Here is a 14587-nt window from a genome sequence, read left to right as displayed (position 1 = left end):
TCTCCCGTATAAAACGGAGGATAAAAAAATGAAAAAGAACAGTACTGTAGTAAAGAAAGATTTGTTGAAAAAGGCCGGTATCGTTTCCGCTGCCATGCTTCTTGGAATTTCCATGATGGCCTGCGGATCTTCTTCCGGTTCGGATAAAGCAAGCACAGAAAAGACAACGGTTGCCAGCGAAGCTGCGAAGGAAACGAAAAAGGCAGGAGAAAAAGCCGAAGAGAAGTCTGAAGCACAGGAATTAAAGGGAAAAGTTTCCGAGATTAAGGATTTCATGTTTACGGTTACCACGGATGACGGAAAGTCCTATGCGCTGAACTTTGATAAGAAGCCGGAAGGGCTGGACAAGGTGAAGGAAGGAGATGAAGTAATCGTTCACTACACCGGAGAGCTTTCCGAAGTGGATTCCTTTACCGGAGAGATCCTTTCTGTAGAGAAGGCATAAAAATTCACACTCCGGACATATCTTTCTTTTATCCTGTATTATCAGTTAAAACTTAGTGATTTTGAGCGAATTTATAGGGTGGATATGGAAGATCAAAAGATTCTGGAGTTGTTTTTTGCAAGAAATGAAGAAGGAATTCTCCGCTTAGAGGAACAGTACAAGGCTTATTGCGGAAAGATTGCGAGTCAGATTCTCTCGCAAAGAGAGGATGTGGAAGAGGTCTTAAACGATACTTGGCTCAGTGTTTGGAATGCCATTCCTCCGGAGAAGCCTTCTTTTTTGAAGGCTTATTGTGCCAAAATTGTACGAAATGCCGCGATTAATCGTTTTAAGATGATTGGAGCAAAGAAGAGAGCGAGTGAAAGTTTTACGGAAAGTGTAGACGAGCTCGGTGAAGATATACAACTTTCTTTTAACAACGTAGAAGATCATATTAATGAAGAAGCTTTGGTTTCCGCAATCAATGATTTTCTGTCCCGTGAAAAGAAGGAGCTTCGTGTTTTTTTTGTCAGACGATATTTTTATCATGATGAAATCAAAGAAATTGCGTCGAAATATAAGGTAGGAGAAAGTAAGGTAAAAGTCAGTCTGCATCGTATGAGGGAAGCTTTGAAGAAAAAATTGCAAGAAGAAGGTCTGCTATGAAAAGGAATAAATTGATAGAGGCAATGGGGAAAATAGAGGATTGCTTTATTTTGGAAGCGGATGAAGAAATGTCGCTTGAAAAGGCAAAGATTTTCTCCTTTGTCAAAGGGAAAAAATGGATAAAATCTTCTTTTGTAAAAACGGCAGTTGCGGCCTGCCTGATTCTTTCGGTTGTTCTCCCGAATGTTTCTGAAAAGAGTGCCTATGCCTTGCAAGCCATTCCGGGCCTTGGAAGATATTTCCAGTTAATTACTCTTCGAAACTATTCTTTTGATGACGGACAGCATAGTGCGGAAGTGGATACCCCGCTTCTTGCCGTAGAGGCGCCGAAAGAAGTTGTGGAAGCATACGGAGAGAGAAGCGTTGCGGGAGCTTCTCAAGATGAAGTTCAGGACGGAATTTCGGGGGAAGAGGCCGCAAAGTCGGCGTTTAAAGAAAAAGAAGATGGAAAATTAGCCTCTGCGGAGCAAATTAATTTGGATATCAATGCGAAAACGGAAGAGTTGATTCGTGAATTTAAAGAAGAACTTTCTAAAACGGAATATAAGAATTTGGATGTATCCTATAGTGTAATTTTAAATTCGGAGGATTATTACGTTCTTGCGCTTTCCGTGTTGAAGCAGGAGGGTGATACGCAGACCATTCATCATTACTATACTGTGGATAAGCATAGTGGGGAACTTTTACAGTTGGCAAAGCTTTTTCCGGGCAGACCGGATTACAAGGAAATTTTATCCGAAGAAGTTGTCAGACAAATAAAGGCACACAACCAAAACTCTAAAGATAAATATTTTCTGCAGGACGGTGAGGATGAAGAGGGCTTCAGAGAGGTAACGGACGAGCAAAGCTTCTATATCAATGCCGATGGACAGCTGGTTTTGGTTTTTCCACAGGGGGAAGTGGCACCGATGTATATGGGAGAAAGTCAGTTTATTATCCCAAAGAGCATTTGGCAGGAAAGCTAAAGCTGTGATAGAATAGGCTATGTTGCAAGTAGGCTTTTTAAGGGCGAAAAATGAAGTTCACACGACATAGTATAGAGAATCGTTTATATGAAATGAAAAGTAAGCGAGCACGAATATGGCACAGGTTTACAGGAATTTTGAAGACTGTAATCCTGTTCTGTTTCGTTGCTTCGCTTTTTTTGGGTGCATCTTTCGGCTATGGTTTGTTCAGAGGAGTTTTGGATTCCGCTCCCGATATTCATAAAATTCATGTAGGGCCGACTTCTTACGCCACAAAAATTTATGACAAGAAGGGAAATCTGATGTCCACCCTCGTTACGGAGGGATCAAACAGAGAAAGGGTCAGCTACGAGGAGCTGCCGAAAGACATGATCAATGCCTTTGTGGCGATAGAGGATGAACGTTTCTGGAGACATAACGGCATCGATTTTCGCTCTATTTTGCGTGCAGTAAGAGGAGTGGTCTCCGATGACAGTTCTGCCGGAGGCGGTTCAACGATTACGCAACAGCTCCTGAAAAACAATGTTTTCGGCGGCGGTCTGCATGAGGGAAAATTTGAGAAATACGTACGAAAGATACAGGAACAATATTTGGCCTTGGAATTGGAGGACCAGCCGGGTCTCGATAAAAAGGAAATTAAAAAAAGTATTTTGACCGAGTACTTAAATACGATTAACCTTGGAGCCAATACTTTGGGCGTAAAGGTTGCAGCACGTCGTTATTTTAATAAAGAGGTTTCGGAATTGAGTCTCTCCGAATCAACCGTTATCGCTGCAATTACGAAAAATCCTTCCAAGTTAAATCCGATAACCCATCCCGAGAACAATGCAGTCAGAAGAAAACAGGTTCTGCGTAATATGCTCAGTCAGGGCTATATTGATGAAAGTCGCTATCAAGAAGCATTAAATGATCCTGTGTATGAGCGAATTCAAAATGTTAATTTAGTTACGCAGGGAGAGGATAAGCCCTATTCTTATTATACGGATGAACTTACGGAGCAGGTAGTTGATGCTCTTGTGGAAAGGCTCGATTATAAGAAGGAAGATGCCACAAAGTTGCTATATTCCGGCGGTTTGACGATTTATGCAAACCAGGATCCGGATTTGCAAGCAATCGTAGATCAGGAAATCAATAACCCGGAGAATTATGATACGGCAAAATATTCCATTTCCTGGAGATATACTTTGCAACATGAAGACGGTACCATTGTTAATTTCAGTGAAAAGGATATAGAGAAGTATTTAAAAGAGGGAAAGGGAATCTCTTTTAACGGCCTGTATACCTCGAAGGATCAGGCTAATAAACGGATAGAGGAATTTAAAGAGAAGGTTACCGTGGATTCCGATCGTATCTTGGGGGAAACGGTAGATTATGTATTGGAGCCCCAGGCATCCTTTGTCCTGATGGACCCGCATACAGGCGAAGTATTGGCTCTTACGGGAGGAAGAGGCGAGAAAAAACAGAGCAAAACCTTGAATCGTGCCAGTAATGTTCTGCGTCAGCCCGGTTCCACCTTCAAAATCATTACTTCCTTTGCGCCGGCCATCGATTTATACGGAGCAACGCTTGCCTCTACCTACTATGACTCGGAATATACCTTAGGAAATAAGACCTTTAAGAACTGGTATTCCGGAGGATATTTGGGATTTCAGAGTATTCGAGACGGAATAGTCTATTCTTTAAATATTGTGGCGGTTCGCTGTCTTATGGAGACGGTTAAGCCGGAACGAGGGTACCAATATGCGGAGTCTTTGGGAATTACATCCTTGGTAAAGGATGATGAAAATCCGGCTTTGGCTCTGGGGGGATTAACCCGCGGTGTATCGAACCTGGAGCTCACCCAGGCATTTTCCGCTATCGCAAATGGGGGAGAACTGGAAAAGGCCAAGTTTTTCTCCAAGATAGTAGATCAAGACGGAAAAGTACTCATTGACACAACGGAGGATAAGCCTACACAGGTTATGAAGGCCAGCACAGCCTATCTCCTTACGGATGCCATGAAGGAATCCATGGAATCGAACCGTGCCTTTGCATCCGATGTACGGGTAAGTTCTACATCTACAAGGGCGCATTTTGACGGGATGAGCCAGGCGGGAAAGTCCGGAACAACCAGTAATAACAGAGATATTTGGTTCATCGGCTATACACCCTATTATATCGGCGGAGTTTGGGGCGGCTGTGATGATAATCAGGTTCTAAAAGATGCGAAAACCGGGGAATACAACGGCGGAACCGGATTCCACAAGGATATATGGCGAAAAATCATGACGAAGATTCACGAAGGAAAGACGGATCCGGGCTTCAGTAAGCCGGAAGATATCGTGGAAGCTCAGGTATGCCGAAAGTCCGGAAAGCTTCCGACTTCCGGATGTTATCAGGATTACAGGGGAAGTGCCGTCATTACGGAACTTTTCGCCAAGGGAACGGTGCCTACGGAAAAATGTACGTATCACACTTCCTGGGGAGCTATGCTCGTTCCTGAAAATCTACGGGACTTGGATACGGACGATCATTATTACAGCTATAAGGAACCGGAGGAAGAAGACGAGGATTCTGACAGAGATTCCGACAGAGATTCCGACAGTTCGGAGAAAAATACAAAAAATAAGATTACGATTTCCGAACAGGGACCGAGTAAAAAGAAAAGTGCCGAGGATTAAGGAATGAAATTTATTAAGGAGTGCTTTTACGGAGAGATTGAAGAGAAAAAGTCCAAGTTTTACGCCGGGCTTTTTCCGCTTGAAAGAGAAGCGGATGTGGAAGGACTCCTTGAAGCATGCAGAAAGAAATACAGAGATGCAAGACATCACTGCTATGCCTATATTTTTCTGGAAGAGGGAGAGGGAATTCTGCAGGAGCACAAGAAGCAGAGCGATGACGGAGAACCGGCAAAGACCGCAGGTATGCCTATTTTGCAAAGGATGGAAAGTCTGGAACTGAAAAATGCCCTTCTTGTGGTAAGCAGAATTTTTGGCGGTACGCTTCTTGGAACCGGAGGTCTTTCACGAGCCTATTCCGATGCGGCAAAGGCGGTACTGGAGAAGGCGGTTTTTCTGGAGAGAATTGAGGGGTGGGAACTGCAACTGCAAATTCCGTATTCCTTACTCGGAAAGCTGGAGTACAGCTTTACGGAACAGAATATTTCTATTTTGGATAAGGCTTTTACAGAAAACGTGATTCTTAGGATTCGCGTTAAAGAAGAACAATATTCCGGTTTTGAAAAGCAAATCCGGGAATATGGACCGCAGGTGGTTTTCCTTGCAATCAAAAAATGCCGGTGGTATACTCGATAAGTTAAAGTAATAAATAAATATTGTATAAATTTGTTGAAGTTTAAGTTTGTTCGATTTCGTTCAGGAAGTGAAAATTCATGTTAAAAAAGAGAGAAGATGTTCGTAATGTAGCCATTATTGCCCATGTAGACCACGGGAAAACAACCTTAGTGGATGAGCTTTTAAAGCAGTCCGGTGTATTTCGCGACAATCAGGATATCGGTGTTCGTGTCATGGACTCGAATCCCATTGAGCGGGAGAGAGGCATTACGATTTTAGCGAAAAATACTGCTGTAAGCTATAACGGAGTAAAGATTAACATTGTCGATACACCGGGACACGCGGATTTCGGCGGTGAGGTTGAGCGTATTTTAAAAATGGTGGACGGCGCCATTTTACTTGTTGACGCCTTTGAGGGACCGATGCCGCAGACTCGTTTCGTTTTGCAGAGAGCCTTAGAGCTTCGCCTTCCTGTTCTTGTCGTAGTCAATAAAATTGATAAGCCGCAGGCTCGTCCGACTGATGTTGTGGATGAAGTTTTGGAGCTGATGCTCGACTTAAATGCATCCGATGAGCAGCTGGACTGCCCCTTCCTCTTTGCTTCCTCGAAAAACGGCTTTGCGAAGAAAAATCTGGAAGATCCCGATGTGGACATGAAACCGCTCTTTGAGAGCATTATTGATTTTATTCCGGCACCGGAGGGAGACCCCGATGAGGAGACGCAACTTCTTGTTTCTACGATTGACTACAATGAGTTTGTAGGAAGAATCGGAATCGGTAAGGTGGAAAACGGAAAAATCAAGGTCAATCAGGATGCACTGGTTGTAAACCATCACAATCCGGACAAACGAAAGAAGGTGCGGATTACAAAACTCTATTCCTTTGACGGATTAAAGAGAGTGGATGTGGATGAGGCTTCTTTCGGAGATATCGTTGCGGTATCCGGTATTGAGGATCTTCATGTAGGAGATACCATATGTACGGAGAAAAACCCGGCACCGCTTCCCTTCCAGAAGATTTCCGAGCCGACCATTTCCATGGACTTTATGGTCAATGATTCTCCGCTTGCCGGAACAGAGGGGAAGTTTGTGACTTCCCGTCATATCCGTGACAGACTTTTCAGGGAATTAAATACGGACGTTTCTCTTCGCGTAGAAGAAACCGATTCAGCAGACTGTTTCAAGGTTTCCGGACGAGGAGAGTTGCACCTTTCCGTGCTGGTCGAGACCATGCGTAGAGAAGGCTTTGAATTTGCGGTTTCCAAAGCGGAGGTTATTTATAAAACGGATGAATCCGGTAAACAGTTGGAGCCGATGGAGATAGCGTATATCGATGTTCCGGAGGAGGCAACCGGTGCCGTTATCCAGAAACTAACCCAGAGAAAGGGAACTTTAAACGGCATGAGTCCTTTGGCATCCGGCTATACAAGACTGGAGTTTGAAATTCCTTCCCGCGGACTCATCGGTTATCGAGGAGAGTTCTTAACCGATACCAAGGGGAACGGAATCTTAAATACGGAATTTGAAGGCTACGGGGAATATAGAGGAGACTTGAACTACCGTCATCAGGGATCCCTCATTGCCTTTGAGCAGGGTGAGGCGGTAACCTACGGTCTTTTCCAGGCACAGAACAGAGGAGTACTCTTTATCGGACCGGGAGAAAAGGTCTATAGCGGTATGGTTATCGGACAGAGTCCGAAGTCGGAAGACATAGAGCTGAATGTTTGTAAGACCAAGCACTTAAGTAACACGAGAACCTCCAGTTCCGATGAGGCGTTAAAATTGGTACCGAAGAAAATTATGTCTTTAGAGCAGTGTATTGACTTTATTGATACGGATGAGCTTTTGGAAGTGACGCCTGAGAACTTGCGAATCCGTAAGAAAATTCTGGATCCCACGGCAAGAAAACGTGCCGGCTTTAACAGAAAGTAAGACAAGAAGAGTAAAACAGGACGAGCAAAATCTAGCGAGGTGAGTTATGGCTTTATTTAAGGGAGCGGGAGTGGCACTGGTTACTCCCATGCATGAAGACGGGACGGTAAACTTCGAGGTACTGGAGGCAATTATTGAAGATCAAATTGCGGGCGGTACGGATGCCATTATCTCTGTGGGAACCACGGGAGAAGCGGCGACACTGACTGTTGAGGAGCATCTTGAAGTGATTCGTCATACGATTAAGGCGGTAAATCATCGCATTCCGGTCATTGCGGGCACAGGTTCCAATTGTACCAGATCTGCTTTGTATACTTCCAAGTGTGCGGAGGAAGCCGGTGCGGACGGCCTTCTTTTGGTAACTCCCTATTACAATAAGGCTACCCAGAAGGGGCTCTATCAGCACTTTAAGACCATTGCGGAATCCGTTTCCATTCCTTCCATTCTCTATAATGTTCCCGGAAGAACGGGAATGAGTATCGAGGCGAAAACGATGGCGGCTCTGTATCATGATGTGAAGAATATTATAGGTGTGAAGGATGCTAGTGGAGATGTTGGCAAAACCTTGGATTTGATGCGTCTCGTGGATGAGGACTTTTGCCTTTATTCCGGAGAGGACGGTTTGATTCTGCCCCTCCTCGCAGCAGGTAGTCTGGGTGTTATTTCCGTTTTATCGAATGTGGCGCCGAAAGAAACGCATGATATCTGTGCAAAATGGTTTGCCGGAGACGTGGAAGGCTCAAGAAAAGAGCAGCTTCGAGCTATGCCTCTTATTCGGGCCTTATTCAGTGAAGTGAACCCCATACCCGTTAAAGCGGCAATGAATCTGCAGGGAAAGAAGGTGGGTCCGCTTCGCCTGCCTCTGACAGAGATGGAAAAAGAGCATTTGGATAGTTTAAAAGAGGAAATGATTCGTTACGGTATTTTAAAATAGAGAAGAAAAGGCTTGTGAAAAAGAAGAGAGGCTCCGGGTGTTTCCGAGCGGATTTTCTTTTTTACGGCTTTTTTCTTTTGTAGAGTAAAGGAGGGGAAATGAAAATACTTTTACATGGTGCGCGAGGGGTAATGGGAAGAAACGTGATTGATGTTGCAAAAAACACGGAGGACTGTGAGATAAACTGCGGAGTAGATGCCCATGCGGAAGGCGCAGACTTAGGCTTTCCGGTTTATGAAGATATTTTCAAGGTAAAAGAAGATTTTGATGTGATTGTTGATTTTTCAGTAAGAGAAGCTGTGGACAGGCTCTTGGATTTTGCAGTTGAAAAGAAGAAGGCTCTTGTCTTATGTACAACGGGGCTTTCCGAGGAACAGGAAAAGAAGATTGTAGAGGCGGCAAAAAGTATCCCTATTTTACAGTCCGGCAATATGTCTCTTGGTGTAAACATTCTTCAGGAATTGGTTCGACTTGCCGCGGCAAAGCTCTATAAGGAAGGTTTTGACATAGAAATTGTGGAAGCCCATCATCGGAGAAAAAAGGATGCGCCGAGCGGCACGGCTTTAATGCTTGAAAAAGCGGTTGAAGAGGGTGTCGGAGAGGCACTCAATAAGGTATATGACCGGGAGGAAAGGCATCAGGCAAGAGAAAGACAAGAAATCGGCATGCTCTCCCTTAGAGGTGGTACAATTCCGGGAGTGCATGAGATCATTTTTGCCGGAGAAGACGAAATTGTAAAATTGGAGCACACCGCCTACAGCCGGAAAATCTTTGCCAAGGGAGCCATTACGGCGGCGTTTTTCCTTCTTCAAAAAGCACCGGGAAAATATGACATGACTGCGGTTTTACGATAAAATCCCGGATTGCATTGAAGGAGTTCAAGTTTTTGAAGAATAGAAAGGGATGGGAAATGGAAGCATTTTCAAGCTACGAAAGTCCGTTGTCCGGGAGATATGCCTCTCCCGAGATGCAGAAGATTTTTTCACCGAGTTTTAAGTTCAAGACTTGGCGGAAGCTCTGGATTGCTCTTGCGGAAACCGAAAAGGAACTGGGACTTCCAATTACGGAAGAGCAAGTTCGGGAGCTTCGGGAGAATGCGGAAAACATCAATTACGATGTGGCAAAACAAAGGGAAAAAGAGGTTCGACATGATGTAATGAGTCATGTCTACGCCTATGGCCTGCAGTGCCCCAACGCAAAGGGCATCATTCATCTTGGGGCGACTTCCTGCTATGTGGGGGATAATACCGACTTAATTACTATGCGGGAAGGTTTAAAACTGATTCGAAAAAAGCTTTTAAACTGTATGAAGGTCCTTTCCGACTTTGCAATGGAATACAGGGCGCTCCCCATGCTTGGCTATACGCATTTTCAGGCGGCGCAGACCGTGACGCTCGGAAAGAGAGCGAGCCTCTGGCTTCATGACTTATATCTTGATTTTTGTGAGATAGATGAGTGCATTGCATCGATAAAGCTATTGGGTTGTAAGGGAACCACGGGAACGCAAGCTTCTTTCCTGGAACTCTTTGAAGGAGACCATGAAAAATGTAAGGAGCTGGATAGAAGAATTGCAGAGAAGATGGGATTTTCCGAAGTGTATCCGGTATCAGGACAGACCTATTCCCGGAAGGTGGATTTTCGGGTTCTTTCCGTCCTTTCGGCAATTGCGCAGTCTGCACACAAGTTCTCCAATGATCTTCGACTTTTACAGCATTTAAAAGAAGTGGAAGAGCCTTTTGAGAAGCAGCAGATCGGATCCAGTGCGATGGCCTATAAAAGGAATCCCATGCGCTCTGAACGAATGGCGGCACTTTCGAACTTCATTTCCTCGGGAATCATGAATCCGAGCATTACGGCTTCCACCCAGTGGTTTGAAAGAACATTGGACGACTCCGCAAACAAGAGACTTTCCGTTCCGGAGGCGTTCCTCGCCTGTGACGGCTTACTGGATTTGTATTACAATGTTGCGAAGAATCTGGTGGTCTATCCCAAGATGATTGCAAAGCATTTGAACCAGGAGTTGCCCTTTATGGCAACGGAAAATATCCTGATGGATGCGGTGAAAAAAGGGGGAGACCGGCAGGAACTTCATGAGCGAATCCGCATGCACGCTATGGAAGCGGGAAAGAGAGTCAAGGAAGAAGGGCTGGATAACGATCTTTTGGAAAGAATCGTGCAGGATGATGCCTTCCCGCTTACGGAAGAAGATATACACGGACTCATGCGAGGAGAGCTCTATATCGGACGCGCAAAGGAACAGGTGGAAGAATTTGTTTCGGAGTACATTCAGCCGATTTTAGAGGAAAATCAAGAAGAGCTCGATTTATCGGTAGAGATTAAGCTCTAAGAATTTGTGCTATAATGCAAATCGGATCATTCTTAAGATTGCAAAGGATTTGGAGGGAAGATGAAACGAATTTTTGCAATTCTGGCTTTGGCTTTTATTTTGCTGACTTTGCTTCATTTTCTTTATACCGCGTTTACGGGAGGAAGCAAGGAGTCGCTGCTTGCCCATCTCTTCCTTCTGATGATTGTGCCAACCGTATTTTATGTATTGCAATGGGTAACGAAGTTGATACGGAAGGATTCATCGGAGAGTGAAGAATAAAATCGGGGCTGTATTTTGTAAAAGCCGGAATAGTTCTACAATACTATTTTCAGTAAATGATTTGGAAAGGGGAAAATTATGGTTCAGGCAATCGTCGGTGCAAACTGGGGAGATGAAGGAAAGGGGAAAATTACGGACTATCTTGCAGAGAATGCAGATGTGGTAGTACGTTTCCAGGGAGGGGCCAATGCAGGGCATACCATCATTAACAACTACGGCAGGTTTTCCCTGCATCTGCTTCCAAGCGGTGTATTCAATCCGAATGTGACTTCCGTTTTGGGAAACGGAGTGGCCTTGGACATTCCCAAGTTTTTAACAGAGCTTCATGCTTTGGAAGAAGCCGGCGTACCGACACCGAAGATTTATATTTCAGACCGCGTACAGGTTTTGATGCCTTACCACGTTTTACAGGATGAGTATGAGGAGGAAAGACTCGGGAAGAAGAGCTACGGCTCCACAAAGTCCGGAATAGCACCCTTCTTCTCCGATAAGTATGCGAAAATCGGTCTGCAGGTCAATGAGCTCTATTATGATGACATTCTGGAAGAGCAGTTACAGAAGATTTTGGAAATTAAAAATGCATTGTTTGAGAGTCTTTACGGAAAGAAAGGCCTGGATTACGCGACGGTCCTAAAAGAGCTGAAGAAGCAGAGAGAGGAGATTCGTCCGTATCTTTGTGATACCTCTCTTTTCCTGAGAAAGGCGATTAAGGATGGAAAAAAGATTCTTTTAGAAGGACAGCTTGGAACGATGAAGGATACCGACCACGGAATTTATCCGATGGTGACTTCCAGCCATACCCTGGCCTCCTTCGGCGCAGTAGGGGCCGGAATTCCGCCATACTCTATCAACAGTGTGGTTTGTGTTACAAAGGCATATTCTTCTGCAGTCGGAGCCGGTGAATTCGTTTCTGAAATCTTCGGAGAGGAAGCGGAGGAACTCAGAAAGCGCGGCGGAGATAAGGGTGAGTACGGGGCAACGACAGGTCGCCCGAGAAGAGTCGGCTGGTATGATGCAGTGGCTTCCCGCTACGGCTGTGCTTTACAGGGGGCGACGGAAGTAGCCTTAACGGTATTGGATCCTTTGGGATATTTAGAGGAAATCCCGGTATGTACAGCATATGAGATTGACGGAAAAGAAGTTAAGGACTTCCCGGTTACGCCCCTGCTTCGAAAGGCAAAGCCGGTATATACCGTGCTGAAAGGCTGGCACTGCGACATTCGCGGAATTCGAAAGTACGAAGAATTGCCTGAGGCGTGTCGGGATTATATCGACTTTATTGAAAAGGAGTTGGAGGTTCCGATTACCATGGTATCCAACGGACCGGAAAGACATGAAATGCTGATGAGAAGACCGAAAATATAGAAAGGAAGGCCTATGGCGCATTGTCCGAATTGTGGGGGAGAGGTACGGTTCTCCATCGACAGTCAGGACCTGGCATGTCAGAACTGTCATACCCATTTTGACCCGGTAACTTACAACAGAACCCCGGAAAGTATGGAGCAGGACGTTTATGAAACAAAGGTATTTACCTGCCCTAACTGTGCTGCGGAAATCGAGAGTACTGACTTATCGGCAACCGGTTTTTGTGCTTACTGCGGCTCCGCGGTAGTCTTTGAGAGTCGTATCAAGCAGGAGAAAAAACCGCAGAAAATTATCCCCTTTCAAATTACAAAGGAGCAATGTAAGGAGATTTATCTGAAGAAGATTCGCTCCTTCTACTACAGGCAAAGAGATTTGGAAGATCCGGCCTATTTGGATCGCTTTGTAGGATTTTATCTGCCTTATTGGCTTTATAATTATCATTTCGGCGGAGAAATCAATTTAAAGGGTGACAGAAAATATGTCAGAGGCAATTATGTCATTATGGAAGACTATTCCTTAAGAGGAAAGTTGAAAGGAGAGGTGGAAGGCATTCCCTTTGATGCCTCCCTACGTTTTGATGACAATATTTCCGCTGTCATTGCCCCGTTTTCCAGAGAAAAGATGAAAGAGTTCACGCCGAACTATCTCTTGGGATTTTACAGTGAAATTGCGGATACGGAATCTTCCGGGTATGAGAAGGAAGCCTTTTCCATGTTGGGAGAAGAACTGGGAAGATTTGTGGCAGGAAGCAATGGATTCGGTACGGAAGATATAAGAATTCATGGAGGAATAAATCCCTATTCTTTAGACAGGGAAATGACAGTCGGAAGAGGAATGTTTCCGATTTGGTTTTTGAGCTATAAAAAGAGAGACAGAATAGCTTATGCGGTAGTCAATGGACAAACCGGAAAAATCTATTGTGATATCCCGATTGATGAACAGAAGTTTCAGCGGGCTTCTTTACTGATGGCTGTGCCCATTTTCCTTGTTTTAAACCTCTTTATCCAGATTTCGGCGGAAAGCTTGCCCATCTATACTTTAGCGCTTTCTTTCTTTTTGATTTTCTTATCTCAGTTGCAAATGAAGAAAATTCAAGAGAGGGATAAAGAAGCTTTACGATACAGTAAGGAGCAGAAGAAGCAAGAAGAAACGGACAGGAAAAAGAGTGGAACTTCGTTTGCCTTACTAGCCCTTTTCCTTTCCGTAGCCATTTTAATCTGGCATCCGGTTCGGGATGAGTATTACTATATTGCGGCTGCTTTATCCGCTTTAGCATCGATTCTTTCTCTGAGAATGATGATTCGGAAATTTAATGTTTTGACGACGCGTGCGGTTCCCGATTTTTTTGAAAAGAAGGAGGAGTAATGATGAGGACAATCTTTAAGAGCCTTCTTTTTGCTCTTTTTCTTGGACTTTTCTCTATGGGAAAAGTCTATGCCCTGGATGCAAGCTCCTTCCTTTCTTCTTCTGTTTATGAAAATGAAAAAACGGGCTATACGGCTTATATTGATGATGAAGAGGACTTACTCAGCAGTTCGGAAGAAGAGAAGCTTGCTCAAAAATTAATTCCTTTAACGGAATACGGCAATGTAGCCTTTCTTTCCGGGCGCGGGGAAAACGATGCGGCTTCCAATATTCGTGATTTTTACAGGGAAGTATTTTATGGAAAAAGCGGTCTGATTTTCTTTATTGATATGGGAAACAAAGAGATTCGCATTCAAAGCGGAGGAAACTTCTACAAAACCATTACCGGCGATGTGGCAAACAGCATTACGGACAATGTCTATGTTTTTGCAAGTAAAGGTGATTTTTATAAGACTGCGTCTCTTGCTTTCAGACAAGTGCAGGGAAAGATGGAAGGACGCTTTATTGCGACTCCGATGCGCTGGATCAGTAATTTCTTCCTGGCAATTTTCTTGGGACTTCTCTTTAACTTTACCATGCTTCTTCTATCCTGGAAACAGAATAAAGCCGGTTCCCGGGCTGTACTTGGAGCACTTCAACCGGATATCATGCTGGAGGATCGAGAGGTTCTGATGACAAACCAAAGTAAGATGCGAATCAGCTCCGGCAGCGGAAGCGGAAGAATTGGCGGAGGACGTTCCGGCGGTGGATTTTCGGGAGGCGGATTCTCAGGCGGCGGAAATTCCGGCGGATTTTCTTCGGGAGGCGGCGGACATCGTTTTTAGGATTCGGAGTTTGTGGCAAAAGATTTCTCAGGCTTCCCCTGTGCGATTTTAAAATCGGGGATTTAGCTATAGGAATAAACTATAGCTAAATCCTGTTTTTTTATATTTAGCATAGAGAGGTTCTTTAGTATATGCTATACCTACTTTAGACTTGCATTTTAGTCGACTGTTCACTAATCTTGAGAATGGTTCATAAAGAAAGAGATACAGGAAGAGAAAACACGGAAAAACAG

Annotated in this window: 13 protein-coding genes; all 13 read left to right on the top strand. The window is 44.4% G+C overall.

All coding sequences use genetic code 11. From position 1 onward, the window contains the following. Positions 1–28: 28 nt before the first annotated feature. The 13 genes from HMPREF9624_RS03000 (at position 29) to HMPREF9624_RS02940 (ending at position 14354) form a co-directional block, all read left to right on the top strand. Entirely contained in the window at positions 29–445 is a 417-nt protein-coding gene (locus tag HMPREF9624_RS03000) for a DUF1344 domain-containing protein (protein ID WP_009536481.1), read from the top strand. Between the two features lie 84 nt (positions 446–529). After that, positions 530–1090 (top strand): RNA polymerase sigma factor, encoded by a 561-nt coding sequence (locus tag HMPREF9624_RS02995; RefSeq protein ID WP_009536480.1) that lies wholly within the window; start codon positions 530–532, stop codon positions 1088–1090. Further along, positions 1087–2055, top strand: a complete 969-nt coding sequence (locus HMPREF9624_RS02990; RefSeq protein ID WP_009536479.1) for an RsiV family protein — start codon at positions 1087–1089, stop codon at positions 2053–2055. Before HMPREF9624_RS02995 ends, HMPREF9624_RS02990 begins: the two co-directional genes overlap by 4 nt. Before the next feature lie 50 nt (positions 2056–2105). Further along, entirely contained in the window at positions 2106–4715 is a 2610-nt protein-coding gene (locus HMPREF9624_RS02985; protein WP_009536478.1) for a transglycosylase domain-containing protein, read from the top strand. 3 nt (positions 4716–4718) lie between these two features. Then, positions 4719–5348 carry an IMPACT family protein gene (locus HMPREF9624_RS02980; protein ID WP_009536477.1) on the top strand — a complete coding sequence of 210 codons (630 nt, stop codon included), beginning with the start codon at positions 4719–4721 and terminating at the stop codon, positions 5346–5348. A 77-nt stretch (positions 5349–5425) separates the two neighbouring features. Then, positions 5426–7258, top strand: a complete 1833-nt coding sequence (gene typA / locus HMPREF9624_RS02975; RefSeq protein WP_009536476.1) for a translational GTPase TypA — start codon at positions 5426–5428, stop codon at positions 7256–7258. A 46-nt stretch (positions 7259–7304) separates the two neighbouring features. Continuing rightward, positions 7305–8192 carry a 4-hydroxy-tetrahydrodipicolinate synthase gene (gene dapA, locus HMPREF9624_RS02970; RefSeq protein WP_009536475.1) on the top strand — a complete coding sequence of 296 codons (888 nt, stop codon included), beginning with the start codon at positions 7305–7307 and terminating at the stop codon, positions 8190–8192. Between the two features lie 98 nt (positions 8193–8290). Next, positions 8291–9046 carry a 4-hydroxy-tetrahydrodipicolinate reductase gene (gene dapB, locus HMPREF9624_RS02965; protein ID WP_009536474.1) on the top strand — a complete coding sequence of 252 codons (756 nt, stop codon included), beginning with the start codon at positions 8291–8293 and terminating at the stop codon, positions 9044–9046. Positions 9047–9102: 56 nt separating this feature from the next. Further along, entirely contained in the window at positions 9103–10539 is a 1437-nt protein-coding gene (gene purB, locus HMPREF9624_RS02960) for an adenylosuccinate lyase (protein WP_036594725.1), read from the top strand. A gap of 60 nt (positions 10540–10599) precedes the next feature. Next, entirely contained in the window at positions 10600–10800 is a 201-nt protein-coding gene (locus HMPREF9624_RS02955) for a hypothetical protein (RefSeq protein ID WP_009536472.1), read from the top strand. Positions 10801–10878: 78 nt separating this feature from the next. After that, entirely contained in the window at positions 10879–12165 is a 1287-nt protein-coding gene (locus HMPREF9624_RS02950) for an adenylosuccinate synthase (RefSeq protein WP_009536471.1), read from the top strand. Positions 12166–12177: 12 nt separating this feature from the next. Further along, positions 12178–13530: a zinc ribbon domain-containing protein gene (locus HMPREF9624_RS02945; protein WP_009536470.1), complete on the top strand. Its 1353-nt coding sequence runs from the start codon at positions 12178–12180 to the stop codon at positions 13528–13530. Next, a complete protein-coding gene (locus HMPREF9624_RS02940; protein ID WP_009536469.1) occupies positions 13530–14354 on the top strand; it encodes a TPM domain-containing protein in 825 nt (274 codons plus the stop codon). The genes HMPREF9624_RS02945 and HMPREF9624_RS02940 overlap by 1 nt, the downstream gene beginning before the upstream one ends. The last annotated feature ends 233 nt before the right edge of the window (positions 14355–14587 follow it).

The sequence above is a fragment of the Oribacterium asaccharolyticum ACB7 genome, from assembly GCF_000238075.1.
Classification (GTDB): Bacteria; Bacillota; Clostridia; order Lachnospirales; family Lachnospiraceae; genus Oribacterium; species Oribacterium asaccharolyticum.
Note: the sequence above shows the minus strand (reverse complement) of the source record. Positions and strands in the feature narration are given on the sequence as shown.

What these genes read in the sequence shown, in the direction of transcription:
- HMPREF9624_RS03000 (WP_009536481.1), top strand. Translation starts at nt 29, where the DNA reads ATGAAAAAGAACAGTACTGTAGTAAAGAAAGATTTGTTGAAAAAGGCC.
- HMPREF9624_RS02995 (WP_009536480.1), top strand. Translation starts at nt 530, where the DNA reads ATGGAAGATCAAAAGATTCTGGAGTTGTTTTTTGCAAGAAATGAAGAA.
- HMPREF9624_RS02990 (WP_009536479.1), top strand. Translation starts at nt 1,087, where the DNA reads ATGAAAAGGAATAAATTGATAGAGGCAATGGGGAAAATAGAGGATTGC.
- HMPREF9624_RS02985 (WP_009536478.1), top strand. Translation starts at nt 2,106, where the DNA reads ATGAAGTTCACACGACATAGTATAGAGAATCGTTTATATGAAATGAAA.
- HMPREF9624_RS02980 (WP_009536477.1), top strand. Translation starts at nt 4,719, where the DNA reads ATGAAATTTATTAAGGAGTGCTTTTACGGAGAGATTGAAGAGAAAAAG.
- typA (WP_009536476.1), top strand. Translation starts at nt 5,426, where the DNA reads ATGTTAAAAAAGAGAGAAGATGTTCGTAATGTAGCCATTATTGCCCAT.
- dapA (WP_009536475.1), top strand. Translation starts at nt 7,305, where the DNA reads ATGGCTTTATTTAAGGGAGCGGGAGTGGCACTGGTTACTCCCATGCAT.
- dapB (WP_009536474.1), top strand. Translation starts at nt 8,291, where the DNA reads ATGAAAATACTTTTACATGGTGCGCGAGGGGTAATGGGAAGAAACGTG.
- purB (WP_036594725.1), top strand. Translation starts at nt 9,103, where the DNA reads ATGGAAGCATTTTCAAGCTACGAAAGTCCGTTGTCCGGGAGATATGCC.
- HMPREF9624_RS02955 (WP_009536472.1), top strand. Translation starts at nt 10,600, where the DNA reads ATGAAACGAATTTTTGCAATTCTGGCTTTGGCTTTTATTTTGCTGACT.
- HMPREF9624_RS02950 (WP_009536471.1), top strand. Translation starts at nt 10,879, where the DNA reads ATGGTTCAGGCAATCGTCGGTGCAAACTGGGGAGATGAAGGAAAGGGG.
- HMPREF9624_RS02945 (WP_009536470.1), top strand. Translation starts at nt 12,178, where the DNA reads ATGGCGCATTGTCCGAATTGTGGGGGAGAGGTACGGTTCTCCATCGAC.
- HMPREF9624_RS02940 (WP_009536469.1), top strand. Translation starts at nt 13,530, where the DNA reads ATGATGAGGACAATCTTTAAGAGCCTTCTTTTTGCTCTTTTTCTTGGA.